This window comes from Desulfonatronovibrio magnus (assembly GCF_000934755.1).
GTDB classification, from domain to species: domain Bacteria; phylum Desulfobacterota; class Desulfovibrionia; order Desulfovibrionales; family Desulfonatronovibrionaceae; genus Desulfonatronovibrio; species Desulfonatronovibrio magnus.
In genome coordinates this window covers 25371-49082 of sequence record NZ_JYNP01000005.1, presented here as the reverse complement: position 1 = coordinate 49082, position 23712 = coordinate 25371, and the positions used below count along the sequence as shown (strand labels likewise).

Below are 23712 nucleotides of genomic sequence, written 5' to 3'. Positions count from 1 at the left end.
TTATGGCCAGGTTGTGGAAACCAGGGATATCAATAAATAAAATGAGGCTTCTAAGCTCTGAAAACAGGCTAATTTGGGACATTCACCCGGTGAAATTACTCCTTGCGTTCCGGGTTTGCTCGGTTTCACTGGGTTTATCCTAATATTTTAGTATGATGGTTAGGTCCGACCCCAACAACACACAAACGGCGAGATACTGGCTGTCCCTTGACGGAATTACTCCTGCCTTGCTTTGAGCCCAAAGGGTGGCTAAAATGTCGGTCAGGGCTGGTTAATGGGCGAGCCTGTGGGCACGATATTGAGGAACAGTTCTGTTAAGCAATAGATATCCATTGACCCTGAATTATATTGTGCATATACATGTACGTATTTTCAATACAAGGTGGGAGGTAAAGCTATGCCTTTAAGCATTCGAAATCCCCGAGCTGAAAGTCTGGCCCGGGAAGTTGCTGCACGTTGCGGAGAAAACATCACTCAAGCAATCATCAGTTCCTTGGAAGAACGTCTGCAAAGGATTGCTCATGCACAAAAAGGCCCGGACAGGGAAAAAGATATGCGGATCATCGCCGAGCGTTGTCAAACCCTGCCTGACATAGACTTACGGTCAGCAGACGAAATTCTGGGTTATGACGAACGTGGCATATGATTATGGTTATAGATACTTCAGCCATAATTGCCATTCTTTTTGGAGAGCCGGAAGCTGACGACCTGATCCAGGTGATTGCTCAGTCTCAGGAACCCAGGATGAGTTCATTTTCCGTTTTGGAAGCCGGGATTGTCATGCAGGCCAGGAAAGGTGAAGCTGGAAGCAGAGAACTTGATCTTTTCATCCAGAAGGCGGGAATCAAAATTGTTCCTTTAGACCTGGAACAGGCGAACCTTGCCAGGTCTGCATGGGACAATTACGGCAAGGGACGTCATCCAGCCGGTCTGAACATAGGAGACTGTTGTGCCTATGCCCTGGCGAAATGTATGGCCTTGCCCCTGCTTTTTAAAGGTAATGATTTTGACAAGACAGATATTCCGACATTCATATATTGATCACTTGTTCAGGACTCTATGGTGCTTTGAAAAACCTGAATATACGCAGATGCGAATTTTTTCAAACAAAATAGTTTCAAATATTGTCAGATCAGAATCAGGATGGGTGCCGTTAGAGAATTTAAATGAAGTTGCTGAGTAGTTTTCATCTGGCAAGAAAGTCCTTCTGGGTGGAGAAAACGAGTCGGGGTCAGACCCCTTGGGCCAAAAAAGTGCTGTTGTGGTGATACTTTTATCGGGTGGCGAAATAAGCTCTCAGCAGGTTGATATCGCCAAAGCCAAAGAAATTGCCAGGCAACTGGAGGTTTAGGTTATGGCCATTAAAACTACTCGCTGGGATTCAGCAGAGTATCTTAAAACAGACAAAGATATTGAACTGTATCTTGAGGCATGTATCGAGGATGCAGGTGACGATCCCGCATTCATCGTTCACGCGCTGGGTGTCATTGCGCGCGCCAGAAATATGAGTAAGCTTGCAAGGGACACCGGACTGACCCGCGAAGGTTTGTACAAAGCACTGTCTCCTGAGGGAAATCCCACATTTGCTACTGTGGCAAAGGTGGCCAAAGCACTGGGATTGCAGATTACGGTGCAAACCTCACATAAAGAACCTTTTAAACATCAAGCTCAGACGATCAGCTCTTCATGAACGTGAATATGGGTCTGCCTTTTTACCTTGTAATCCCCACAAAAAAATGATTACTTGACCGGAATTTGATTAAAAACAGGCTCTTTTATGATGCACCCGCAAAAATCCGGGAAATGAATAATTCAGAAATAAATAATCTTCGTAAATCTTTGTTTTTACTGCCTGCCCCGTTTAACAAACCGCAGGTATCCGTCGCAGACTGGTTTAACTGGGGACTACCGACCACTGACCTCTGACGTCTGTGACTGCAAAAATGACTTTTTGCAGTCACATCTTTCAAGGCTTTTTTAATAATACCCAGGGAACAGGGTGTGTCAGAATTCCACTGACCACCTGAAGACTCTTACAGTGCCCATTTTGAGGGGGAAACAGGCGTTCTAAGACAAAATAGCAGCCTGTTTTTGGAAAGTATCATTCTAAAATTCAGGGGATTGGTTGTGTCCGACCCCGATGAGATGGAGTAATTACATGTCCTTCTATCATCCTCGCGAAACCCGGATTCAGACCTCAGCCGGCAGTCTATGGCATTGTGTTTATGGTGGGGATAAACCAGGCATACCCTTACTGGTGCTTCATGGAGGTCCCGGTTTTTTAAGCATGCCGGAAACAGTTTGTGAGCTGGGAAATGAACGGCCGGTTCATTTCTACGATCAACTGGGCTGCGGACAAAGCGATAAGGCTTCTGACCCCTCCCTGTATACACCTGAAGGATATGTCCGGGAACTTGCTGATGTGCGCCAGGCTCTGGGTCTGGATGAGGTCTGCCTCATGGGCTTTTCCTGGGGAGCCATGCTGGCCGGCCTGTATCTTCTCAATGAAAAGCCCACAGGAGTCAAGGCTGCCCTGTTCTGCGGACCGCTTCTATCATCTCCGGCCTGGGAACGTGACCAGCGGGCCTATATCAGCCGAATGCCGCAAGAGGTACAGGAGGCCATCTTCAAGGGCGAGGAAAGCCATGATTTCGGATCTGACTATCAGGAGGCCATGATGGCTTACTACCGCCGTCATCTGTGCCGGCTTGATCCCTGGCCGGATTTTGTCGCCGATGCCTTGGAAAAGCTGAACATGGAAATCTATTTCAGACTCTGGGGACAGAGCGAATTCACCATTTCCGGGTTACTCAAGGAGTATGATCTCATGGGACGCCTGCATGAAATTGAGATCCCGGTGCTTTTGACCTGCGGAGATTTTGATGAAGCCGGGGTCGGGACGGTCAGGCACTGCCAGATGGCCATGCCCAATGCCGGCATGGCTGTGCTCCCGGATGCCTCGCACCTGCACCATATTGAAAAGTCCGAACTGTTCCTGATGATTGTCCGGAACTTTCTGGAGGAGAAATTATGATTATTCTGCTCAATGGCACTTCTTCAGCCGGAAAAACCACTGTTGCCAGGATTATGCAGGAAAAATACAGTGATGTGCTTCTTTTGTACGGAGTGGATTCCATGGTCCAGACCGCTTTTCCAGCCAAGTGCGATTATCCGCCCTTTGATCAGAAGGCCATCAGGCTTGAATCCTATGAAGTGGATGGCCATCCCCATGTCAGACTCATGGTCTCGTCTTACATGTACCCGGTGTATACTGCTGCTGTAAAATTTTATAAAATGCTCTCTGAGCAGGGGTACAATCTTATCGTGGATGAACTGCTGTTCGACTCCAACAGGATCAGACCCTATTTTGAGATCCTGGCCAGGGAAAAGGTATATTTCATAGGGCTCAAGCCCGAAAAGGAAGTGGTGCTCAGACGCGAACAGGAACGCGGCGACAGGTTCCCCGGGCTGGCTGCCGGGCTGTACCTGGAGGTGTACAACCCTCTTTTCACTTATGATTTGCTCTTGGACACAGGGAAAATGAGTCCTGAGGAAACCGCCGACAGGATTCTGGAATATATGGACGTCAACAAAGAACCAGCTGGCTTCAACACTTCCGCTGAAAGCTGGCTGCAACGCAGCTGATTGTTTATTTTTGGTTCCCCTGGACCCGGAACAGGGTGCCTTGCTCCTACGCGCCGAAGTCGCCGTAAACCGTGTTGTTTATGCTGGAGAACGGGGTTGTGTTTATCTTCATATTGGCTGGATATGCGGGAATGAAAAATATCTGTACTTTTAGTTTCAGGTTTCAATCAGCAGCCCGAGAATTCATGAATTTCTGGCTTTTTTTTCAGACGGAGGCTGAGACCCTGGCCAGGATTCAACACCTTAATTTCCCTTGTAATCCCCACCAAAAAATGCACCTTACGCGGGTCAGACCCCATGCTGAGCTATGACGCTGTTAAACAGGAATTTCTTGAACTGCCGCCTGAAATGCAGGCCCGTTTCTTCCGGATCGAAGAATTGATTGTTGCTCATGAGCTGCACAATGTAGGCATGCCTTACCTGCGTCATATCCAGGATGATATCTGGGAAATGAGGCTGGCAGGAAAAGACCGGATTGGCCGCGGCCTTTATGTGGCAGTGGAAGGAAAACGGGTGGTGATCCTGCGGTTTTTCATCAAGAAGACCCAGAAGACCCCGAGAAAAGAAATCAAAACCGCCATGGAAAGATTGAGGTATCTTAAAGATGAAACCTGTAAAAGAACTGAAAGAAAAGCTGCTGGAAAATCCAGAGGTCAGGGCTGAATATGATCGTCTTGGCCCTGAATTCAAACTTGCGTCCATGCTCATTGAGGCCAGGTCAAGGGCTGGGCTCAGCCAGAATGATCTGGCCAGGCGTATGGGCATGAAGCAGGCCAGTGTTGCTCGGATTGAGTCCGGCAAATTCAACCCAAGTATGGAAACCCTGCGTAAATATGCCGCTGCCACCGGGCATGAACTCAAGATTGAGATGCTGCCCAGAGCATAACAGCAGTTTCCCCGGCCTGGGCTGATCACCGAAAAGCAGGGCCTCCCACCCTGCCTGGCCGGAATTTGATTCAACAAGTTTTTTTTATAGACTTTTCTGGTAATTCCCAGGGGACAGGGTGAGGTCATTCCCATTGGCAACCCAGAATCTTACAATGCCCATTTTAAGGGCGAAACAGGCGATCTAAGGCAGAATAAAGGTCTGTTTTGGAAGGTATCGCTAGAAAATTCAATATATTAGCTCGGTCCGACCCCCAAACAGCCAGATGATAGATGTAAGAGAACATGCCCAGAGCAAACAGATATTTTCTGCCTGATCATGTGTGGCATAGATTTTTTGCAGGTTTACTCTGGATGGGTTCAGGCAGCAGTGAATGAGCGCACTCCCAGGCAATCCTGCTGGACTGAAAGTGTTGCTGTGGGCTGCATGGATTTTGTAGAAAAGGTCAAGGAAATGCTTGGCGGAAAAGCTTGTGGCCGCAGGGTCCTTGAAATAGGAAAGTCAGGGATGTACGCACTGAAAGAACCTGTATCGGCTTACAATGATGTTTTTGAGGGTAAAATGGGGCTTCTAAGCTCCGAAAACAGGCTAATTTGAGAAATTTATCCTGATATTTAAGTATGATGGTTAGGTCCGACCCCGATCGGACTGCTGCAAAACTTAACAAAAACATCAACTGCGCACCTGCGGTGCCGGAAGCTCTTTCGTCTCTCCGGTTATGTTGGCGTTGTGCGTAGAAGGAGGTTAATGCATGAATTCCAATGTTTTCGTTGACGAACTTAGAAAAAAATTTCAAGAACCGAACAATAAACTGCTGGCTGAACACCTCGGGGTATCATATGCAACAATTCAAAAGTGGCATACAGAGCCAAGAGAACTCACTCCTAAACAAGTAGTTACCATAGTGGATAAAGCAAAAAATAGAGGTGCACGTGAAGCGCATCTCGCAGGTGTTCGCCCTATTGCAGAATACTACCCTATAGATGCATCTGCTTCTCAACAAGGAGTCAAGTGGGAATTATTCAATGCAGAGGAGTCAGGAAACAAAAGGCAAGAAGGTCTGAAAGAGGTTCTTCAAAAATCTTATGGTATTTATGTATTTTATGACTCAAAAGGTTCGGCAATTTATATCGGAAAAGCAAAAGAACAAAGTCTATGGAATGAGATGAAAAACGCATTCAATAGAGATAGAAAAACGCAAAGACTAAAAATAGTACATCATCCTACAACAGGTACTGGTTATAGACCGGCATATGAAGCACCCAGAGATATTGTTAATACACATATTCTTCTGTCAGATATGGCAACATATTTTTCTGCATATGAAGTAGAGCTTGATATGATAAAGAACATTGAGGCACTTCTTGTGCGTGTTTATGCAAATGGCTTATTAAATGCGAGAATTGAGAAGTTCAACCATAACGCATAGTTTCAAGAGTAGCATAATAACAATACACATAACCAATAAGGATAGAGTCGACCAGTAAAGAGCTCGCCTAGTTTTCAGGGAGTATGGTCAAAGAATTTTTGGGGATGCTTCAGTAGGGGGGAAAATGCCCTGGAAATCCTTTTGCAACCTTCTTGGCCATGGGTATAATTTTACGCCAGATGCTCAAGAAAGGAGCCGTATGAGGTAGTTCCTCACGTACCGATCTGTGTGGGGGGTACCGGGTAACCGGCATTCCTGCCGCGACTTTGGCTTATTAGAGAACGATCCAATCCATATGAAATTTGAAGAGGAATGGGTATGAATTCTGATCTGGTTTTTTACAGCAGTCTCCTGAACGAGATCAAAGATCGTATACGTCAGGCCCAGATAAGAGCGGCTGTTTCCGCCAATGCGGAAATGATATTGATGTACTGGGACATTGGAAAGATGATTCATCAACGGCAACAGATGGAAGGCTGGGGTGCCGGAATTATTCCCGGACTAGCCAGGGATATCCGCAATGAACTTCCCGAGGTAAAGGGGTTTTCTGAACGGAATATCGGCTACATGGTTCGATTTTTCCGTGAGTACGGGGAGCTCCGAATTTCGCAACAGGCCGTTGCAAAATTGCCGGGATCACTCACAGAGGATGAATCATTATCTCAGGCCGGAGAAAAAATCGCGCCAAAGGGTAATCATCTAAATCTGCAACAATACGTTGCAAAAATTCCCTGGGGACACAATATCTTGCTGATGGAGAAGGTCAAAGACCTACCCATCCGCCTGTGGTACATACGGCAGACCATCGAACAGGGCTGGGGCCGGGATACGTTGGCAGCGATGATCAGAAGAAAGGCATATGAGCGACAAGGACAGGCGGTCAGCAATTTTTCAACCCGTCTTCCCGCGCCACAGTCGGAGCTGGCAAGCCAAATGCTCAAGGATCCCTACCTTTTCGACTTCCTGACACTTGAAGAACCTTTTCATGAACTGGAGTTAGAGACTGGGCTGATCCGGCATCTGGAAAATTTTCTACTGGAACTCGGGTCTGGTTTTGCCTTTGTTGGACGTCAGTATCATCTGGAGGTGAGTGACAAGGATTTTTATCTTGATCTTCTATTCTACCACCTCAAATTACGCTGTTTTATAGTCATTGAATTGAAGAAAGGTGACTTTAAACCGGAGTATGCCGGCAAGATGAACTTCTATTGCTCGGTGGTGGACGACCAACTCAGGAATGACAAAGATCAGTCCACCATCGGCCTGATTCTTTGCCAGACCAAGGATCGAATTCTGGCTGAATACGCGTTGCGCGACATTCATAAACCTATAGGCATTTCTGACTATGAACTGACCCGCGCCCTGCCGGAAAATCTCAAATCCAGCCTGCCTACAGTGGAAGAGATTGAGGCGGAATTGTCTTTGGACGTCAGCGGATGGGCGTCTTCAGAAAATGAGAATGATCTAAAAATTGCCGAACCAGGCGCTCCAGCGGATTTGAAAAAGCCGCACCGCTGATGCTGAGCGTTCAGCGTAAAAAAGTGGAGATGACTAGAAACAGCAGTAATCTTGAAGTATTTTGGGATGGGCCATTCAGCTGGCCGGGTTTTGAAGAGGGAAACGGGCTACCGGGCATTCCACACATCAATGGAGTTTACCTCCAGGCTTTCGACTACCAGGATGGTTACTTGATTTATGCTGCTGGGATAACGAGACGCCCGGTTCCTATCCGTTTCAGAGAGCATACCCGCAGCTATATGAATGGAGAATACAATGTGTTAGACCCTTTTGAAGTTCAACGCGGGGTCCGCAAAGAGATCTGGCATGGTTGGGGCTACGCCAAAGCGCACCGAAGCCAGTTTGAAGAAAGAAAAAGTGAAATCCAGCAAGCTGTAAAGAAACAGCTTGCCATGTTTAGGATTTTTGTAGCTGATGTCGGTAGCCATCCCCGGCTTCTTGAGCGAATCGAAGCTTCCATCATGAATCACTTGGACCAGCTGCCACCACCATTTTGCCATATCCCGGACCAGGGAATGATGCTGGCTCCGCGCTGGAGTGATGAAGAACCGATACTGATGAAAAGCCGTTCAACAGTTAAGGTACATGGTATCCCAGAATTTCTTGAGATATGAGATCAGGCTGTAAGACGTTTTCACTATTCCAACCTCTCAACCCTAAACAAAAAATGCCAAAAAAAACAAATATAAACAAAAAAACCAAGAGCTTTGAACAGACCCTTTGGGAGACGGCGGACAAGCTGCGGGGGACGGTGGAGTCCTCGGAATACAAGCATGTAGTGCTCAGCCTGATTTTTCTCAAGTTCGTCAGTGACAAATTTGAAGCACGGAAGCAGGAACTGATTCAGGAGGGGAAAGAGGCCTATGTCAACATGGTGGAATTCTACACCATGAAGAATGTCTTTTACCTGCCGGAGAACTCGCGCTGGTCCTATATCCAAAAGCAGGCCAAACAGGATGATATTGCGGTCAAGATCGACACGGCCCTGCATTCCGTGGAGAAGAACAATAAATCCCTCAAAGGGGCGCTGCCGGATAATTATTTTACACCTTGCGCAGGTCAGACCCCATGCCCCAAATGCCGTGACTTCGCTTACTGAGTAGACAATCCCGTCGGCAATCAAGCTTGTTACCGGTCTTGCTCCTGATCCACGGTACATTAGCCAGCACAAATGGATAACATTATGGAAGATCACAATACATTTATATGGAAAGAAGTCTCTCAATGGGGGGACTTGGTCGCAAACGGAGTCCTTCCCAATTTCCGAGGGAATGTGGTTCATGCGATTAAGCAAAATCCCAACCGGTTTAGGTATATCGATGACAATTAGCAACATCAATCGGACACGACAATCCTCAATATGAACAAAACTCCAGAACAAACAGCACGGGACAGCATTGACGCAATGCTTGAGAGGTCCGGCTGGGTGGTTGTTGATAAAGCAGCCATCAACTGGAGCCTTGGGCCGGGGCTTGCGGTTCGGGAATATCAGACTGACGTGGGGCCTGTGGATTATGTTTTGTTTGTGGATCGTAACCCCGTGGGCGTGATCGAAGCCAAAAAAGACACCGAAGGACATCGTCTGAGTACTCTTAAGCAGCAGGCTGTTTCTGTCCACAGGCAGACTTTTTTCACACTTGACAATAATTACCTTATGATGCAATGAAGAGATTCGAGTTGAGATATTTTGTCGCGAACAACTTGACTTCTCAAGAAAAAAGACCACATATTTATAGTTGGGAAAGCCGCATACAGCGGTTTGCTGAGTTTATCTCACCCAGCAAATACCTGGTCGGGAGAGCCGCATACAGTGGTTCGCTGGAGATAACCTCCACCCGGCTTTGATTACCATACCCCAGGTTGTTTAATCGCAACCTGGGGTTTTTTATTTTGGGAGCACCAATGTATATTCTGTACTTAGATGATTCCGGATCAATCCCCAATCCTACTGAAGATTATTTTGTCCTTGGGGGCATATGCATTCCTGAACGTTCAATGAACTGGCTTTCTTCACAACTGGATGAGCATGCCTCACGAATTGATCCTGCCGACCCAAGCCGGATAGAATTTCACGCCTCAGAAATATTCAGCGGTAGAACCCCTCCCTGGAACCAGTTCAGAAAAAAAGAACAGCGAGTCGATATTATCAAGAGTACTCTGAACTGCCTCAAATCAGCCAACCCGGATACTGTTGCTTTCGCCTGCGCTATCCATAAAGAATCTTATCCAAAGCTTGACCCCATGGAGATTGCCTTTGAAGATCTTTGCAGCAGGTTTGATATATACCTGAACAGAATTTATCACGAAACCAAGGTCTCTCATAAGGGGCTGATCGTTTTTGACAAAAGTATTTACGAGGGCAGCCTGCAAAAGCTATCAATGGAATTCAGACAGCTGGGTACGAGGTGGCGCGAGGTGAGAAATATCAGAGAGGTTCCTTTTTTTGTGGATTCAAAAGCGTCACGGCTGATCCAGCTTGCTGATCATGTAGCTTATTCGGTATTTCGGAGATACAATGCTGGAGACTTGACTTATTTTAATTGCATTGAAAGCCGTTTTGACAACTATCAGGGAATCATTCACGGACTGGCTCACAAGCAGTCTTATAACCAGGCCTGCACCTGCCCTGCTTGTCTGACAAGAAAAACATCCCAGCCAGGCTGATACATCAGGATAATACAAAGATAGAGTCTGTAACAATAAATTTTTCTCAACTATAAGGAAACAAACAAACCCATACATGAACAAAACTCCAGAACAAACAGCACGGGACAGCATTGATGCAATGCTTGAGAGGTCCGGCTGGGTGGTTGTTGATAAAGCAGCAAAATTCTCAAATATCTCCGGAAAAATGTGGGCAAACAGGTCACCAACGAAGAATTACGATATGTTTCAGGAAACAAAATGGAATGGGCAAGACGGGTCCGCGAGCTCAGGACTGAACTAGGGTGGCCCATAGTCACCAAGTCTACAGGCCGCCCGGACCTGGCAATAGGTGCCTACATGCTTGAAGCCGACCGTCAAGGTTATGAACACGATAGGAAGATACCAGACAATATTCGCAGGGAAGTGCTGCGGAGAGATGGATACAAATGCAGTGAGTGCAGCTGGTCACATGAAGAATGGAACCCCTCCGATCCAAGGCACCTCGAATTGCACCACATTCAATATCATGGGAAGGGTGGTAAGAATACAAAAGAAAATCTCCAAGCCCTTTGTACTGTATGTCATGACAAGATTCATAAGATTAAGAAGTGATGTTTTTGTAGCCCGTCCTTCGACAAGGCCAGATACACGGACTGGGACCGCCGCGACGATATCAAGGCCGAACTTAAGGCTGACCTGATCATCCTCCTGGCCGAGCACGGCTATCCCCTGGTGGACCGGGATGAGGTGTACAAGGAAATCTTTGAACAGGCTGAAAATTTTAAGAAATATCAGGAAAGGGCCACGCAGGATTTGGACAGGTCTGTCTTGTCATCATAAAGTCAGGGTATTAAAAATTTGATAATAAAAGTGAGTTCCACAATGGAGGATTTATGTCTGCTCAAGAAGAAATAAAAGAAAAAATTCTTTCCTTGAACGAAGTGGAAAGGATACGCATTGCCGAGTTCATTTATGATAGTCTGGACAAACCGGATGCCGATGTGGAAGCAAAATGGGTGAATGAGTCTGAAAAAAGATACCAGGCTTATAAAGAGGGTAGAATTCAAGGCATCACTCTCAACGAAATCAAATCCAGATCAAAAAATGAACATTATTCTCGTGCCTCCGGCTGATAAAGAACTTGATGACGCCATCAATTATTATAACGAAGAAATTCCAGGTTTGGGTGATGCGTTTTATGAGGAATTTTTAAAAGCGGCAGATCTGTTGTCCATGTTTCCAAACATCTGGCGAAAGGTGGGGGATAATACCAGAAGGGCATAGATTAAAAAGTTTCCATATTTGATTTTATATGTTGTTGAAAAAGGTGATATATTGATCACTTGTATCGCACATCAACATAGAGACCCACGGTATTATAATCAAAGGGTTTTTTAACAGTATAGCTGGGTAAGGACTTTTTCAACAAGCTGTTAGGAATGAAAGGTTAAAGCGGCGATCAGGCAAGATAAGGAAATGATGAGCTTCGTTTTAAGAAAAGAATATCTCACGCCCGGCCTGAAGCAGGCCTTGAGACACCGAGCAAGGCAGGAGGAAGAAAATTTAATATTCATATCCACCGAGCCGGTGGTTATGAATAACAAGCTCCCCAGCAGGGGCGGTAGAACCTTTTTCATTACTGCAACGCGCAGGAATGAAAAAATGACTTCTCTCTTCTCCCAAGCTCTGTGCCTCTACCGAGTCTTCGAGGGGGCGAAAGACAAAAATATCTTACTCCTTTGACCCATATTGGCATTAAAACTTGACTTTCGGTCCGAATATGGTACGTTATTCAGGCTGGAGGAAAAAAATATGAATATTACGAACGATATTAAACCGGTTACTTATCTAAAATCACGGGCGGCCGATTTACTCATGCAAATTAATGAAACGCATCGGCCTGTTATAATAACCCAAAATGGCGAACCTCGAGCTGTGCTTCAAGATCCTCAGAGTTACGAAAATATGCGTAATGCCCTCGGTCTGTTAAAGCTTGTTTCAATAGGGGAAGCCGATATCAGGGAGGGACGGACAAAGTCACAAGATGAAATGTTCGATGAACTGGAAGGTGAACTGAAAGAAAGCTGCAAATGAGCCGGACATACCATGTTAAATGGGCTGCTGTTGCCCAGAGCGATTTGAAACAAATAATTGATCATATTGCAGTTGACAGCCCGGACAATGCGCTGGGAATACTGAAAAAAATCAGAGAGGAAGCTTCAAGCCTCTACACCTTTCCTGATCAAGGCAGGATCGTACCTGAGCTGAAAGATCAGGGTATACACATCTATAGAGAAATAATTGTTCCACCCTGGCGGATTATTTACAGAATATCAGACACAAATGTTATTGTTTTATCCGTTATAGATTCAAGACGGAATGTTGAAGATATTTTGCTGGATCGATTCATGAATTCAAGAACAAGATTATAGACAAGCCTCTTCAGCACTGGAGCAGAGCTAACAATATCCAGCTGGCGGGGAAATACACAAAAAAAACCATCATCAGGGAGCAAACCCTGCCTATTTCAGCTGCTCAGCCATTAGTTCAGCAACATGTTTGACCTCAATATCAATTCCGGCCCTGGCCATCCCCCCGCGGATCTGCATTACGCAGCCTGGACAGTCAGTGCCTACCGCTGAGATCCCTCCGGCCCGAAGATTGGCCATTTTCCCGGCCAGAAGGGTTCTGGATACCGGCGGAAAATTCAGAGAATAACTGCCCCCGAATCCGCAGCAGACCTCTTCTTCAGCAGTGGGAACATATTCATGGACCAGATTGATGTTAGCCCTTGGAGCCTCCCGGACTTCAAGCCCCCGGCAGAGATGACACGGAGAATGGTACCCCACCTTTTGAACGGTTTTTCTAAAAAGCATGGGAGAAATGCGCATCACATCCCGGACAAAAGAACTGAAATCCATGACCTTGTCTGTAAAGGCTTTTAGCTTCTGCTCAAGCCCTTTTTCACCTTCAAGCAGCTTTGGATAACCATATTTAAGATGAGCCGCGCATGAAGCGCACAGGGTTACAATATAGTCACTCCCGGATGATGCAAAGGCTTCTATGTTTTGCCGGGCAGTTTCCCTGGCCGCGTCTTTCTCGCCCATCATCAGGGCAGGCAACCCGCAACAGGTCTGTTTTTCAGGATGATCCTGGGCAATACTTTTTCCTTTGGATATGACTTTGACTGCTGCCTCCATCTGTTCAGGATAAATAAAATCCACAGCGCAGCCTGAAAAAAGTCCCACCTTGAGTTTCGGCCGGGATACATTAGGTTTTACGGACTTCCATTTATCCCTGAAAGCAGTGGATGCCAGGACCGGCAGCTTTCTGAAGTCCTGCCCTTTCATGAAGATTGATGGCAGATGCCGGACATAACGGGCCTTGGCGTCGGCAAAGGGAAGCTGAGCAAAACGCATATTCCTGAGCAGCATGTGGAAAAGCCTGCGGTTTTTTAGGACCATGGCCAGCAGCTTTGATCTTGGAGGATGTCCTTCCTCATCCAGAATACGGGCATGGATGTCCTTGATTAACCCTGGCAGATCAATGCCGGCCGCGCAGACCTCCTTGCATGCTCCGCAGTTGATACAGTTTTGCACCAACAGCCTGGCCTTGTCCCGGCCATGAAAAAAATAGGTCGTTACCAGTCCGATGGCCCCGATATAGACATAACCGTATTTATGGCCTCCCACCAGACGGTAAACAGGACAGACATTGGCGCAGGCTCCGCACCGGATGCAGCGCAGAATCTGGGAAAAATTTTTATCTGAGGAAAGTTTCCTGCGTCCGTTATCCAGAAAAACAATATGCATGACCTTTTTGCCGTCAGCAGAACTCTTGCACTCACTTGGGCCGGTCAGCCAGGTGACATATGAGGTGATCTGCTGCCCGGTGGCGTTGCGGGGCAGGGCCTTGAGCAGAAGCAGGGCATCCTTCAACTTTGGCGTGAGTTTTTCAAGTCCCACCAGGGCCACGTGCACCCGGGGAAGGGTTGTGACCAGTCTGGCATTGCCTTCATTGGTCACCAGTCCCAGAGAGCCGGTCTCTGCCACCGCGAAATTAGCCCCGCTGATACCCATATCAGCCTGGACGTATTCCCTGCGCAGTTCCCGTCTGGCCACTTTAACCAGCTTGAAAATATCCGAGTCCTGTTTTTTACTTGTCACTTTCTCAAAAAGATCGGCCACCTGATACCGGGAAAGATGGATGGCCGGCAGAACCATGTGCGAGGGAGGTTCTTTGCGGAGCTGGATTATCCATTCACCCAGGTCTGTTTCCACTATTTTCATGCCTTCTTTTTCCAACGCGACATTCAGATGAATCTCTTCAGCAGTCATGGATTTGGACTTGACCACATTGCGGCACTGATGCTCCCGGGCGATGCCGGCAATGATTTCATTAGCCTGTTTCGCGTCAGCAGCCAGGTGAACATGGACACCCAGGGCTTGGGCTTTTTCCTTGAACTGCTGGTAAAGCTCATCCATTTCGGCCAGGGAATCATCCTTGGACCGGGCTATATCCTTGACCAGCCCTGGAATATCCATGCCGGAAAAAGCATTGGCTCTTCCTGTCCGGTAAGCCACGGCAAAGGTATCCAGGGTTTTGCGCTGAAAATCGTTTTGCAGGGCCTCTTCTATTTCACTTAAATATTCCTTGATATTATCCGCGTTAAGCATCAGTCATCCTCCCACAACAGGATATGCAGTTCCAGAGGACCATGAACCCCCAGAGCCAGAACTCTTTCAATATCCGCGGTCCGACTGGCTCCGGTTATAAAAGACAGGTACGCCGAGCCATTTTTCATCATGGCTGCAAGCTCTTCTTCCGCCTCATCCGTACCAGTCCTCATTCGGGAAACAGGCAGGACAAGAATGTTTATCTCGCAGAGCATGGTACTCAGACGCAGGTCTTCAGAGGAACATTCAAGCACCAGAGTTCCGGTTTCAGCCAGCCCCAGATCCGCCACAGCCAGTCCCATATCAAGACCTGAGGCGTACTTGCGCAAACCAGAGGAAACAACCTTGATATCCCTTTCCTTAGCCAAGGCCTGGAGCCCGGTCAGTGCATCTCTGTCCAGACCCGGAGCGGCAATGAACTTTTCTCCGCTGGAAAACTGGCACAGTTCGGCTGCAGAATTGGATACAGCAAGTTCACACCCGGCCAAAAGCAGCCGGCAGGCTTCTTTTTCATCACAGATCTTTACTGCATACTCCAGGGCCTGCTGCATATTGCTGACTTTCCTGACCACGGCAGAAACCGCTTCAGCTTTTGCTGTAAATGTATTCACCATTTCTTCTTGCATGCTGTGCTCCTTCGCCCTGAAAATTTCCTGATCAACTTACTCCCGGGCCTGCATATTCTATCTCCTGCCCTTTAATCCAGATCAGCATCAGCCGCAGTCCGCGCCCCGGCCTGGCTCATGCCCAGCAAGCAGGACTGTACCCCCACTTCTGGGATGCCAACTATCTTCACACTCCACTTTTTCATAATAATCCTGCATGGTTGAATGTTGGTATTTTTCATATTATACAGCACTACAAATAAAAGACATGGACCCCGGATCCGTCATCCCGGACTCGATCCGGGACCGGTATGACGGTTGAAGCAGGTGGTTGCCCTATTCCGTCACTGCGATGAAGTTTGTCCCGGGCTTGAACCGGGAGCCGGAATCCAGGGGATTTTAATGGGCTTATTGCAAAGATGGTGAACAGTTACAAATCTTCAACGTTATTTTAATCGATGATGATTGAATATGGATTCAGAAGTCATCCTTAACCTGCTTATTTGTTTTGCGAATTGATTTTGGCATCAACGCCAGCTTTGCTTTGGTTTGTTCGAGCTGGAACTTAAGTTGTGCATCATCCTCCATTCCAAACAGGGGTACTCCGACGATTAGGGCTACTTCGAATGTAGCACCAATCTCACACTTCAAATCACCTTTCTCAATACGTTGCAGCAGACCACGGGAAATTCCGGCACGGTCAGCAACCTCCTGAGCCGTCATTTTACGTTCAAGACGTCCTTCCCGAATCAGACTGGCCAGCAGCAGCATTGCGCTTTCAGTGTAGCGTGAATAGGTTCTATTAGTTGGTTTTGGCATGGCTCAATGGTTTATTAGTAGGTCTTAAGTGGGTCTTATGGTTTATCTATGAATCATTTTGTGTACAAACATAGATCTTTGTCAAGTATATAAGTTACACCTTCTGAGTAACTAATGTGGGCTGTGCCCACAACCCAATTTAAACAAGAATCGTTAAGTTGGGGCGATAACCGTATTTTTCAGGCTGAAGGCTGAGGGCTGAAGGCTGAGGGCTGAGGGCTGAAGAATAAGGTTCCTGGGCATTATTGCTCTTTCAAGGTTAAAAAACTTACTTGTTTTTTTCTACAGGATTGAAACGGTAAGTTACTAAAGCAAAATAGCAATAAATTCAAAGCATTATGGCCCTACCATACAGATTGCTTCGGTCGCTTAGAGTCCCTCGTGGGTGACAGGTTTAGAGCAACTACATCCCTGACAGCTCAGGTGTCATTGCGAGCGAGTCTTTTCACCTCTGAAATATCCTGCGTCTGTCTTTTCAGTCTGGCTTATTGTCTGTGGCTAATAATTCTTTATCAGATAAATCTGAGGTTAACCTAAAAATGTGATGAATCAATCATTAAATAGTTACACTTATTCTTTGTTACAGGTCTGCAGCGGCAAGTCACTAAGATGCAAACCGCCTTACTTCAAGCTCAATTCATGAGGTCTGATCACATTCTTCTGGATTCAATCATCCTGCCCAGGCCATCATCTAATTTTTTCTGCACCTGCTGCAGCCAGCGGTCAATGCCGGACAGCTCTTCTCTGAGATGCTGCAGGCTTTTCATTCCGGAAGGTTAAGCATATCGTTTGACGATGAGGAAACCGTGCAAAAAAAGAGAGTCAGATTAAAAGTTTACTACTCTATCATTACATGATGCAAGCAGGATTTGTCTGCGTTTGACAAATGAGTCATGTGCTAATACGTAATTAAATATTAAAGACAGAGACTGAACCTGCCCGTTGATTTCCCGCCTATACAACCTGGCTTTTATCTCCGGGTCTTATAATTATATACACAAAACATATCCTGATTGACCTTTATTCATGCTTCATCAAATCAACTTCCGGAAAATGCTGTCACTTTTATACATGCAATCCGTCAAGAGTCTTCACGCGTATTACTGTTTGGCAATGCTCAGGCACTGGTCCGGTGCAGATGGGCAGTCCCCGGGCAGATCAGATTTTGACCCCAGATATCACTATAGTTTTAGAACCTTTTTTTAAGTTTACAGCATCAACCCGGCAGATATTTCTTTCGGGAAGATCATATACGGCAGGCGAGGGAACCTGCTCATAATTTATCAGCATGTGCATTACAGGTGCAGGTTGCCCTCTGATTTTAAAAATCTATTGCAAAGGAGGAGAAATGAGTGAAAAAATGCCTAATGACAAAAAAAATGAACATCTTGACATGATACCGCCTGATGGTGAGGTTAATCCTGTCGACACTGACTACAAGATTGGTCAGGACAATATTTCATACAAATTCGGACCGTATGGTCTGGACATTCATAATCCTGTTTTTGGATTGTCTTCAGTAGTGATTGTTCTGTTTGTGGTCCTTACTCTGCTTTTTTCGAGTCAGGCAGAACCTGTATTCGGAAACTTGCGTGACTGGCTGACATCCAATCTTGACTGGTTTTTCATAAGTGCCGGCAATATCTTTGTGCTGGTCTGCCTGTTTCTGGTAATCTCCCCACTGGGAAAAGTACGTATTGGCGGTACTAAAGCCACCCCTGACTTTTCTTACTTAGGCTGGTTTTCCATGCTTTTCGCGGCCGGGATGGGCATTGGCCTTATGTTTTACGCGGTTTCCGAGCCTCTCGCCCATTTCAGCAGCGCTCTGGGAGGGACCACGTTAGAGAATGGAGTCCGCACTGACTGGGCCCCACTGGGGGGCGCAGCGGATGACCCCCATGCTGCAATGAGGCTGGGAATGGCTGCCACAATTTATCACTGGGCTCTTCACCCCTGGGCCATATACGCGGTTTTAGCTCTGGGTCTGGCTTTATTCAGCTTTAACAAGGGATTGCCCCTGACTGTCCGTTCAATATTTTATCCCATTCTCGGGGAGCGGGTCTGGGGCTGGCCTGGACACATTATTGATATCCTGGCCATTTTTGCCACCCTTTTCGGTCTGGCGACATCCCTGGGCCTGGGAGCCTCCCAGGCAGCTGCAGGCCTGGGTTATCTTTTCAACCTGCCTGACGGCGATACTGCCCAGGTGGTGCTGGTCCTGCTGATCACTGCCATTGCCATTGTATCTATTGTTGCAGGCCTTGAAGCTGGAGTGCAGCGTCTGTCTAAAATCAACATGACTCTGGCTGCCCTGCTGATGCTGTTCGTAATTATAGTCGGTCCGACTCTGGCCGTACTCACGGGCTTTTTCTCAAACATGGTCGCATACCTTCAGCATTTACCGGCACTTGCCAACCCCATTGGCCGTGAAGACAGTAATTTTGCCCAGGGCTGGACTTCATTCTACTGGGCCTGGTGGATTTCCTGGTCACCGTTTGTAGGCATGTTTATTGCCAGAGTTTCCAGAGGACGGTCTGTGCGGGAGTTCATAATTTCAGTACTGTTGATTCCTTCAGCAGCTTGTGTATTATGGATGACCGTATTCGGAGGCACTGCCATCAGCCAGCTTCTAAACGATGGTTATACTGGTGCTGCAGATGCAGACCTGCCTCTGCAGCTTTTTGCCATGCTTGATATTCTGCCGCTGGCTCAGATTACATCTTTCATCGGCATTGTCCTGGTGGTAGTGTTCTTTGTTACTTCTTCCGACTCCGGCTCCCTTGTTATTGATACTATTGGGGCCGGGGGCAAGGTTGAAGCTCCTGTGCCTCAACGGATTTTCTGGTGTACCTTTGAAGGGCTGGTGGCCATTGCCCTGATTCTCGGAGGAGGGCTGGTGGCTTTGCAGGCCATGGCGGTCTCCACAGGGTTTCCTTTTACCCTGGTCCTGATTGTTGCCTGCTGGTCGCTTATCAAGGGACTGTATTCTGAACCTCGATCCTAATAAACCCCTGAACAGGACAGGAAAAAATTCCTGTAGAAGGCCGGGGAGTAAAACTGCTCCCCGGCCTTTTTTTATGGACTGTGGGACAGCGCAGGCTTTGATGATAATAGCATTCTTGAGGGTTCAAAGATTCTGGTTCTTGGTTCTTGATTGATAAAGTAAAGTCAATTAGATTTGAATAGATATCTGGCCTGGTTTGAAATACATGCTGAGGTTCCTGTCTTTCCCTTGCTTTCCTTAGAAAAGGGCTGTTACAATAACTTTTTAAACAAAGGCTTATCAAATTTATGGAAGTGGAACATATTGAAATTGCAGATTATTTAAGCAGGTTTGAACCGTTTGAAGACATGCCGGACCAGGTTGTTCAGCATGTGGCTTCTAAGGTTGATGCTGCTTACTACAAGGCAGGGAGTGATATTCTGCTGTCAGGCCAGGAGATTCATCAGGTATATTTTATCCGCAGCGGAGCAGTGGAAATATTTCGCAAGAACGGCAAGCTTTATAACCGCCAGGGTGAGGGCACCATATTCGGACATATGAGTCTTATGATGAACAACAGAGTCCGTTTTCCTGCCAGAGCCATTGAAGATACTCTGGTTTACATTATTCCTGAGAATCTGTTTGTTCAGCTGTGTGACGAACATGAAGCCTTTGCTGATTATGTTGGACATGGGGAACAGTCTGGACTCAGACAGGCCGTTTCCAGGGCCCGCAGGTCCAATGATTTGATGCGTACCAGAATTCATAAGCTGATTTCCCGGGATATGGTAACCATTCACCAGACTGCCACAGTATTTGATGCTGCCTCCAGGATGACAGAACAGGGGGTGTCTTCTTTGTTGATTACAAATGATGAAAAACCCAATTCTGGAGTAGTAGGCATTATTACCGACCAGGATCTGCGCACAAGGTTTATTGCAGCTGCACTGCCATATGAAACACCTGTTTCATCCATTATGTCCCGGGATCTGATTACAGTCGATGCAGGGCAATATATATTCGATGCCATGCTGATCATGCTTCGCTACAATCTGCATCATCTTCCAGTGAATCGCTCCGGCAGGACAGTGGGGCTCATCGCGCTTTCAGATCTGATACGTTATGAATCTCAGAACAGCCTGTTTGTTGTGGCCAGAATACTACGAGCCCAGAATGTGCAGGAGCTATCAGTTTTGCAGGGGGAGATTGAATCCAGTTTTGCGCGCATGGCCAATGAGAATGCCAATTCTCATATGGTGGGCAGCGCCATGACCATTTTCGGCCGCAGTTTTACCCTGCGCCTGCTGGAACTGGCCCAGGAAGAACTGGGGCCTCCGCCCATTCCTTTCTGTTTTATGACCCTGGGCTCTATGGCCAGGGATGAGCTTCTTCCCGGAGGAGACCAGGATAATGCTCTTATTCTGGATGATTCCTTTGATGCTGCCATCCACGATGAATACTTCAGACAGATGGCTACGTTTGTTTCTGATGGACTTGCAGAGTGCGGGTATCCATACTGCAAAGGAGAGGTCATGGCCACTAATGAAAAGTGGCGTTGTCCAAAGCAGGTCTGGGTGGAATACTTTGATAAGTGGATGGACAGCCCAACCCGGGAATCACTCCTGCACAGCTCGATTTTTTTTGATCTTGATGGTGTTTATGGACAGGTTGAGTGGGTGGAAAAACTAAAGGAACAGATTGCTGCCAAGGCCCGCATGAGCCCGGCATTCCTGTCGGCTATGGCCAGAAATGCCCTTGGGAGGACGCCGCCTCTGGGTTTTTTTAAGGATTTTGTGCTGGAGCAGGACGGCAAGCATAAAAACTCATTAAATATTAAGCAAAGAGGAACAGCGCCTCTGGTATCCCTGGTCAGGGTTCATGCTCTGGCTGTTGGGTCCACTGCCCAGAATTCCTTTGAAAGGCTTGGAGATATCAGTTACGCAAAACTTCTTCCAGCAGGCCAGGTAGAGGCTCTGCGGGATGCAATGGAATTTATGTCCATGGTTCGCATCCGTCATCAGGCGGAGAAAATTATGCAGGGCACTCAAGTTAACAACAATATCAACCCTGAGGAATTGAGCCCGTTTGAGCGGCGTAATCTTAAACAGGCTTTTCAGGTTGTGAGCAATGCCCAGAAATTCCTGAAATTTAAACATCCTGGAGGCAAAGGCCACAAAGGGATGGGTTAATGCTGCACCTGTTGCGCAGAAAAACCGGAAATCAAGGTGCTGACTTCAGCTGGCCGGAAATTTTCAGACAACTTGAACATAGAGTCAGACACCCTTTGCTGAAGGATTTTTACCGTGCAGTTGTTGACGGTGAAACACCCTTAAATAAAGTCCCCCTGATGGCAATGGACTTTGAAACCACAGGACTCAATCCTTCTAAGGATGCCATAGTCAGTATCGGCCTGGTTCCCATGACCATTCACAGAATATTTTTCAGCAGGTCACTGTACTGGGTTGTCAACCCAGGAAAGCCCCTCAGGCACGGATCAGTGGTCATTCATAAAATAACCCATGCCGACGTCAAACATAGTCCAGGACCGGAAGAAATTATCCCCCAGCTGCTCAAAGCAATGGCAGGGTCTGTAATGGTGGTGCATTACAGGCAGATAGAGCGTCAATTTCTCAATGCGGCCATGCAGGAACATTTTCAGGAAGGTATTGTTTTCCCGGTTATAGATACCATGGATATTGAAGACCGCTGGCAGAGAAGAGGGTTCAGTGACTGGTGGGCCCGGATGCTTGGGCTCAGGAGAAGGTCAATCCGTCTTGCAGCAAGCAGGACCCGCTACAACCTGCCTGTATATCCTCCTCACCATGCCCTGACAGATGCCCTGGCAACAGCAGAGCTTTTTCAGGCTCAGGCAGCGTGGCATTATACTTTAGATACGCCATTGCATGAGCTCTGGAGATGAAAGAAAAGCAATGTTGACAGGAGCAATAATGCCCAGGAACCTTATTCTTCAGCCTTCAGCCTTCAGCCTTCAGCCTTCAGCCTGAAAAGTAAGGTTATCGCCTAAGCTTAACGATCCTTGTTCAAATTGGGTTGTGGGCACAGCCCGCATTAGACTGCCAAAACACCTTTTGCAGTTGCTGGAATCAGGGGTCAGGAGTCCGTAAAATAACAAAAAGTTATGGAGGTTTTTTTGCAGAATAAGTTTCTGTCCTACTTTTTACAGGAAAATCTGGTATATGGTGACATATGATTCCAGAGTTCAATTCTTTTTTGACCACACTTATCTCCATATCCCTGACCATAGCCCCATGGCTGCTTATAGGTCTTTTCGCCTCTGGCCTGATTAAAGCCTTCATGCCGGAACAGTTCTTAAAAAAGTGGTTAAGCGGACAAGGACCAACAGCTGTCTCAAGGGCTGCCTTCATTGGAGCTCCCCTGCCTTTATGTTCCTGCGGAGCAATTCCCGCAGCACTGACTCTTTACCGTAAAGGAGCGGGCAAAGGGCCGGCAATATCTTTTCTAATCAGCACGCCCGGCATTGGCGTTGACTCTGTATTCATTACAAATGCCCTGCTCGGTCCGTTAATGACTCTTGCCAGGGTGACCGGAGCAGTAGTTACAGCAGTATCCACAGGGCTCCTGGTTGCCCTGGCTGACCAGAATATACATGCTGTAGAAAAAATGACGTTTGCACAGAAGTGCTGTTGCTCAGAACCTTCATGCCGGAAAACGGACAACCATACTGCACCTGAACAGAAAAAAGGGCTCAGGGAGCGCCTTAGCTCGGGCATGAAATATGTCTTTTATCAGGTTCTAAACGATATTATCTTATGGATTGCCCTGGGAACTGTCATTGCTGCAGGCATCATGACCTTTTTTCCCCCAGAAACTCTGGCCAGTCATGGAAGCGGAATTGGCGTAATGCTTCTCATGGCAGTTGCGGGAATACCTTTATATATTTGCGCCACAGCAGTTACTCCCATAGGAGCAGCTCTTCTCGCCACAGGAGTTGCACCGGGTGCAGTTCTGGTACTACTGCTGGCAGGTCCGGTTACAAGTATGGCCACCCTGGGAGTCATCCGCAGAGAAATGGGCAATACAACACTGATCTGTTATGTCGCAGGGATTATTTGTTCCACAATGCTGCTGGGAATAGCCCTGGAACTGATGGTCAGCCAATGGGTACCGGACTTGTCTTCAGTAACCGCAATCTCCAGGGAGCTACTCCCGAAATGGCTGGAATGGTCATCACTTGCAGTGCTGTTTTTTATCTTGCTTTTTCAGAAGATTTCAAAGGTAGTCTTACCCCTGTAGCGGCACTTTTAGTGCTTTTAAATGATTGAGACCTGCACGAATTTGCTATATTTTTATGTCAGGAGAATATATTTGTTAGCTATCAGACTGCCTGGAGACATTGAAAAAAGACTCGTTGATCTGGCTGAACAAACGGGAAGAACAAAGACTTATTATGCCCGTGAAGCAATCATTGAGCACCTGGAAGATCTGGAAGACTATTACCTTGCGGTACACAGGTAAGAGAACCC

General features: G+C 47.0%; 29 protein-coding genes and 1 pseudogene. 26 read left to right on the top strand and 4 right to left on the bottom strand.

The annotated features are described in order from the left end of the window. Positions 1–397 precede the first annotated feature (397 nt). From LZ23_RS00265 to LZ23_RS00165, 21 genes and pseudogenes are all read left to right on the top strand, one after another. Entirely contained in the window at positions 398–646 is a 249-nt protein-coding gene (locus LZ23_RS00265) for a type II toxin-antitoxin system VapB family antitoxin (RefSeq protein WP_045210557.1), read from the top strand. 2 nt (positions 647–648) lie between these two features. Further along, positions 649–1041 carry a type II toxin-antitoxin system VapC family toxin gene (locus tag LZ23_RS00260; RefSeq protein WP_045210780.1) on the top strand — a complete coding sequence of 131 codons (393 nt, stop codon included), beginning with the start codon at positions 649–651 and terminating at the stop codon, positions 1039–1041. Between the two features lie 313 nt (positions 1042–1354). Then, positions 1355–1690, top strand: coding sequence for an addiction module antidote protein (locus LZ23_RS00255; protein WP_045210555.1), 336 nt, complete (start codon positions 1355–1357; stop codon positions 1688–1690). 468 nt (positions 1691–2158) lie between these two features. Next, positions 2159–3034 carry a proline iminopeptidase-family hydrolase gene (locus tag LZ23_RS00250; protein ID WP_045210554.1) on the top strand — a complete coding sequence of 292 codons (876 nt, stop codon included), beginning with the start codon at positions 2159–2161 and terminating at the stop codon, positions 3032–3034. Continuing rightward, positions 3031–3645 carry a phosphotransferase-like protein gene (locus LZ23_RS00245; RefSeq protein ID WP_045210552.1) on the top strand — a complete coding sequence of 205 codons (615 nt, stop codon included), beginning with the start codon at positions 3031–3033 and terminating at the stop codon, positions 3643–3645. Before LZ23_RS00250 ends, LZ23_RS00245 begins: the two co-directional genes overlap by 4 nt. A 297-nt stretch (positions 3646–3942) precedes the next feature. Next, the gene (locus LZ23_RS00235) at positions 3943–4308 is read left to right on the top strand and encodes a type II toxin-antitoxin system RelE/ParE family toxin (protein WP_045210549.1); all 366 of its coding nucleotides are present in this window, start codon (positions 3943–3945) and stop codon (positions 4306–4308) included. Then, the gene (locus tag LZ23_RS00230) at positions 4250–4531 is read left to right on the top strand and encodes a helix-turn-helix domain-containing protein (protein ID WP_045210548.1); all 282 of its coding nucleotides are present in this window, start codon (positions 4250–4252) and stop codon (positions 4529–4531) included. Before LZ23_RS00235 ends, LZ23_RS00230 begins: the two co-directional genes overlap by 59 nt. A gap of 318 nt (positions 4532–4849) precedes the next feature. After that, on the top strand, positions 4850–5128 hold the full coding sequence (locus LZ23_RS00225) for a hypothetical protein (protein WP_232300321.1): 279 nt from the start codon (positions 4850–4852) through the stop codon (positions 5126–5128). A gap of 154 nt (positions 5129–5282) precedes the next feature. Beyond that, complete coding sequence (locus tag LZ23_RS00220; RefSeq protein WP_045210546.1) at positions 5283–5960, top strand: GIY-YIG nuclease family protein; 678 nt, start codon at positions 5283–5285, stop codon at positions 5958–5960. Positions 5961–6272: 312 nt separating this feature from the next. Next, the gene (locus tag LZ23_RS00215; protein WP_198145858.1) at positions 6273–7478 is read left to right on the top strand and encodes a PDDEXK nuclease domain-containing protein; all 1206 of its coding nucleotides are present in this window, start codon (positions 6273–6275) and stop codon (positions 7476–7478) included. Between the two features lie 29 nt (positions 7479–7507). Beyond that, positions 7508–8092, top strand: a complete 585-nt coding sequence (locus tag LZ23_RS00210; protein WP_045210777.1) for a hypothetical protein — start codon at positions 7508–7510, stop codon at positions 8090–8092. A 53-nt stretch (positions 8093–8145) separates the two neighbouring features. Beyond that, a complete protein-coding gene (locus tag LZ23_RS23150; protein WP_084590838.1) occupies positions 8146–8577 on the top strand; it encodes a type I restriction-modification system subunit M N-terminal domain-containing protein in 432 nt (143 codons plus the stop codon). A 261-nt stretch (positions 8578–8838) separates the two neighbouring features. After that, positions 8839–9144 (top strand): hypothetical protein, encoded by a 306-nt coding sequence (locus LZ23_RS00200; RefSeq protein ID WP_052506983.1) that lies wholly within the window; start codon positions 8839–8841, stop codon positions 9142–9144. Between the two features lie 236 nt (positions 9145–9380). Continuing rightward, positions 9381–10142, top strand: coding sequence for a DUF3800 domain-containing protein (locus LZ23_RS23145; RefSeq protein WP_084590817.1), 762 nt, complete (start codon positions 9381–9383; stop codon positions 10140–10142). A 165-nt stretch (positions 10143–10307) separates the two neighbouring features. After that, on the top strand, positions 10308–10736 hold the full coding sequence (locus LZ23_RS23140) for an HNH endonuclease (RefSeq protein WP_492207389.1): 429 nt from the start codon (positions 10308–10310) through the stop codon (positions 10734–10736). A gap of 36 nt (positions 10737–10772) precedes the next feature. Continuing rightward, positions 10773–10964 (top strand): annotated as a pseudogene (locus tag LZ23_RS25440) (type I restriction enzyme endonuclease domain-containing protein); the annotation flags it as partial. A gap of 53 nt (positions 10965–11017) precedes the next feature. Next, positions 11018–11257 carry an addiction module protein gene (locus LZ23_RS00180; protein ID WP_045210537.1) on the top strand — a complete coding sequence of 80 codons (240 nt, stop codon included), beginning with the start codon at positions 11018–11020 and terminating at the stop codon, positions 11255–11257. Then, positions 11229–11408 (top strand): type II toxin-antitoxin system RelE/ParE family toxin, encoded by a 180-nt coding sequence (locus LZ23_RS23820; protein WP_157493053.1) that lies wholly within the window; start codon positions 11229–11231, stop codon positions 11406–11408. The genes LZ23_RS00180 and LZ23_RS23820 overlap by 29 nt, the downstream gene beginning before the upstream one ends. A gap of 192 nt (positions 11409–11600) precedes the next feature. Beyond that, on the top strand, positions 11601–11867 hold the full coding sequence (locus LZ23_RS00175) for a hypothetical protein (RefSeq protein ID WP_157493052.1): 267 nt from the start codon (positions 11601–11603) through the stop codon (positions 11865–11867). Positions 11868–11936: 69 nt separating this feature from the next. Then, positions 11937–12218 carry a type II toxin-antitoxin system Phd/YefM family antitoxin gene (locus LZ23_RS00170; RefSeq protein ID WP_045210534.1) on the top strand — a complete coding sequence of 94 codons (282 nt, stop codon included), beginning with the start codon at positions 11937–11939 and terminating at the stop codon, positions 12216–12218. Continuing rightward, the gene (locus tag LZ23_RS00165; RefSeq protein ID WP_045210532.1) at positions 12215–12556 is read left to right on the top strand and encodes a type II toxin-antitoxin system RelE/ParE family toxin; all 342 of its coding nucleotides are present in this window, start codon (positions 12215–12217) and stop codon (positions 12554–12556) included. The genes LZ23_RS00170 and LZ23_RS00165 overlap by 4 nt, the downstream gene beginning before the upstream one ends. 90 nt (positions 12557–12646) lie before the next feature. Here LZ23_RS00165 and ldhH read toward each other — a convergent pair whose 3' ends face one another. The 4 genes from ldhH to LZ23_RS00150 form a co-directional block, all read right to left on the bottom strand. Continuing rightward, entirely contained in the window at positions 12647–14800 is a 2154-nt protein-coding gene (gene ldhH, locus LZ23_RS00160; protein WP_045210531.1) for an L-lactate dehydrogenase (quinone) large subunit LdhH, read from the bottom strand. After that, positions 14800–15426, bottom strand: a complete 627-nt coding sequence (locus tag LZ23_RS00155) for a lactate utilization protein (protein WP_045210530.1) — start codon at positions 15424–15426, stop codon at positions 14800–14802. The genes ldhH and LZ23_RS00155 overlap by 1 nt, the downstream gene beginning before the upstream one ends. Before the next feature lie 71 nt (positions 15427–15497). After that, a complete protein-coding gene (locus LZ23_RS24885) occupies positions 15498–15647 on the bottom strand; it encodes a hypothetical protein (protein WP_157493051.1) in 150 nt (49 codons plus the stop codon). A 235-nt stretch (positions 15648–15882) separates the two neighbouring features. Further along, on the bottom strand, positions 15883–16224 hold the full coding sequence (locus tag LZ23_RS00150) for a helix-turn-helix transcriptional regulator (RefSeq protein WP_045210528.1): 342 nt from the start codon (positions 16222–16224) through the stop codon (positions 15883–15885). 1348 nt (positions 16225–17572) lie between these two features. On the opposite strand from LZ23_RS00150, the gene LZ23_RS00145 reads away from it, so the two are divergent. The 5 genes from LZ23_RS00145 (at position 17573) to relB (ending at position 23704) form a co-directional block, all read left to right on the top strand. Then, a complete protein-coding gene (locus tag LZ23_RS00145) occupies positions 17573–19228 on the top strand; it encodes a BCCT family transporter (RefSeq protein ID WP_045210526.1) in 1656 nt (551 codons plus the stop codon). A 287-nt stretch (positions 19229–19515) separates the two neighbouring features. Next, on the top strand, positions 19516–21396 hold the full coding sequence (locus LZ23_RS00140; RefSeq protein WP_045210524.1) for a putative nucleotidyltransferase substrate binding domain-containing protein: 1881 nt from the start codon (positions 19516–19518) through the stop codon (positions 21394–21396). Further along, a complete protein-coding gene (locus LZ23_RS00135) occupies positions 21396–22127 on the top strand; it encodes a 3'-5' exonuclease (protein ID WP_045210522.1) in 732 nt (243 codons plus the stop codon). The genes LZ23_RS00140 and LZ23_RS00135 overlap by 1 nt, the downstream gene beginning before the upstream one ends. A gap of 287 nt (positions 22128–22414) precedes the next feature. Continuing rightward, the gene (locus LZ23_RS00130) at positions 22415–23482 is read left to right on the top strand and encodes an SO_0444 family Cu/Zn efflux transporter (protein ID WP_045210521.1); all 1068 of its coding nucleotides are present in this window, start codon (positions 22415–22417) and stop codon (positions 23480–23482) included. A gap of 72 nt (positions 23483–23554) precedes the next feature. Further along, a complete protein-coding gene (gene relB / locus LZ23_RS00125) occupies positions 23555–23704 on the top strand; it encodes a type II toxin-antitoxin system RelB family antitoxin (protein WP_157493050.1) in 150 nt (49 codons plus the stop codon). Positions 23705–23712: the final 8 nt, after the last annotated feature.

What these genes read in the sequence shown, in the direction of transcription:
- LZ23_RS00265 (WP_045210557.1), top strand. Translation starts at nt 398, where the DNA reads ATGCCTTTAAGCATTCGAAATCCCCGAGCTGAAAGTCTGGCCCGGGAA.
- LZ23_RS00260 (WP_045210780.1), top strand. Translation starts at nt 649, where the DNA reads ATGGTTATAGATACTTCAGCCATAATTGCCATTCTTTTTGGAGAGCCG.
- LZ23_RS00255 (WP_045210555.1), top strand. Translation starts at nt 1,355, where the DNA reads ATGGCCATTAAAACTACTCGCTGGGATTCAGCAGAGTATCTTAAAACA.
- LZ23_RS00250 (WP_045210554.1), top strand. Translation starts at nt 2,159, where the DNA reads ATGTCCTTCTATCATCCTCGCGAAACCCGGATTCAGACCTCAGCCGGC.
- LZ23_RS00245 (WP_045210552.1), top strand. Translation starts at nt 3,031, where the DNA reads ATGATTATTCTGCTCAATGGCACTTCTTCAGCCGGAAAAACCACTGTT.
- LZ23_RS00235 (WP_045210549.1), top strand. Translation starts at nt 3,943, where the DNA reads ATGCTGAGCTATGACGCTGTTAAACAGGAATTTCTTGAACTGCCGCCT.
- LZ23_RS00230 (WP_045210548.1), top strand. Translation starts at nt 4,250, where the DNA reads ATGAAACCTGTAAAAGAACTGAAAGAAAAGCTGCTGGAAAATCCAGAG.
- LZ23_RS00225 (WP_232300321.1), top strand. Translation starts at nt 4,850, where the DNA reads ATGTGTGGCATAGATTTTTTGCAGGTTTACTCTGGATGGGTTCAGGCA.
- LZ23_RS00220 (WP_045210546.1), top strand. Translation starts at nt 5,283, where the DNA reads ATGAATTCCAATGTTTTCGTTGACGAACTTAGAAAAAAATTTCAAGAA.
- LZ23_RS00215 (WP_198145858.1), top strand. Translation starts at nt 6,273, where the DNA reads ATGGGTATGAATTCTGATCTGGTTTTTTACAGCAGTCTCCTGAACGAG.
- LZ23_RS00210 (WP_045210777.1), top strand. Translation starts at nt 7,508, where the DNA reads ATGACTAGAAACAGCAGTAATCTTGAAGTATTTTGGGATGGGCCATTC.
- LZ23_RS23150 (WP_084590838.1), top strand. Translation starts at nt 8,146, where the DNA reads ATGCCAAAAAAAACAAATATAAACAAAAAAACCAAGAGCTTTGAACAG.
- LZ23_RS00200 (WP_052506983.1), top strand. Translation starts at nt 8,839, where the DNA reads ATGAACAAAACTCCAGAACAAACAGCACGGGACAGCATTGACGCAATG.
- LZ23_RS23145 (WP_084590817.1), top strand. Translation starts at nt 9,381, where the DNA reads ATGTATATTCTGTACTTAGATGATTCCGGATCAATCCCCAATCCTACT.
- LZ23_RS00180 (WP_045210537.1), top strand. Translation starts at nt 11,018, where the DNA reads ATGTCTGCTCAAGAAGAAATAAAAGAAAAAATTCTTTCCTTGAACGAA.
- LZ23_RS23820 (WP_157493053.1), top strand. Translation starts at nt 11,229, where the DNA reads ATGAACATTATTCTCGTGCCTCCGGCTGATAAAGAACTTGATGACGCC.
- LZ23_RS00175 (WP_157493052.1), top strand. Translation starts at nt 11,601, where the DNA reads ATGATGAGCTTCGTTTTAAGAAAAGAATATCTCACGCCCGGCCTGAAG.
- LZ23_RS00170 (WP_045210534.1), top strand. Translation starts at nt 11,937, where the DNA reads ATGAATATTACGAACGATATTAAACCGGTTACTTATCTAAAATCACGG.
- LZ23_RS00165 (WP_045210532.1), top strand. Translation starts at nt 12,215, where the DNA reads ATGAGCCGGACATACCATGTTAAATGGGCTGCTGTTGCCCAGAGCGAT.
- ldhH (WP_045210531.1), bottom strand. Translation starts at nt 14,800, where the DNA reads ATGCTTAACGCGGATAATATCAAGGAATATTTAAGTGAAATAGAAGAG.
- LZ23_RS00155 (WP_045210530.1), bottom strand. Translation starts at nt 15,426, where the DNA reads ATGCAAGAAGAAATGGTGAATACATTTACAGCAAAAGCTGAAGCGGTT.
- LZ23_RS24885 (WP_157493051.1), bottom strand. Translation starts at nt 15,647, where the DNA reads ATGAAAAATACCAACATTCAACCATGCAGGATTATTATGAAAAAGTGG.
- LZ23_RS00150 (WP_045210528.1), bottom strand. Translation starts at nt 16,224, where the DNA reads ATGCCAAAACCAACTAATAGAACCTATTCACGCTACACTGAAAGCGCA.
- LZ23_RS00145 (WP_045210526.1), top strand. Translation starts at nt 17,573, where the DNA reads ATGAGTGAAAAAATGCCTAATGACAAAAAAAATGAACATCTTGACATG.
- LZ23_RS00140 (WP_045210524.1), top strand. Translation starts at nt 19,516, where the DNA reads ATGGAAGTGGAACATATTGAAATTGCAGATTATTTAAGCAGGTTTGAA.
- LZ23_RS00135 (WP_045210522.1), top strand. Translation starts at nt 21,396, where the DNA reads ATGCTGCACCTGTTGCGCAGAAAAACCGGAAATCAAGGTGCTGACTTC.
- LZ23_RS00130 (WP_045210521.1), top strand. Translation starts at nt 22,415, where the DNA reads ATGATTCCAGAGTTCAATTCTTTTTTGACCACACTTATCTCCATATCC.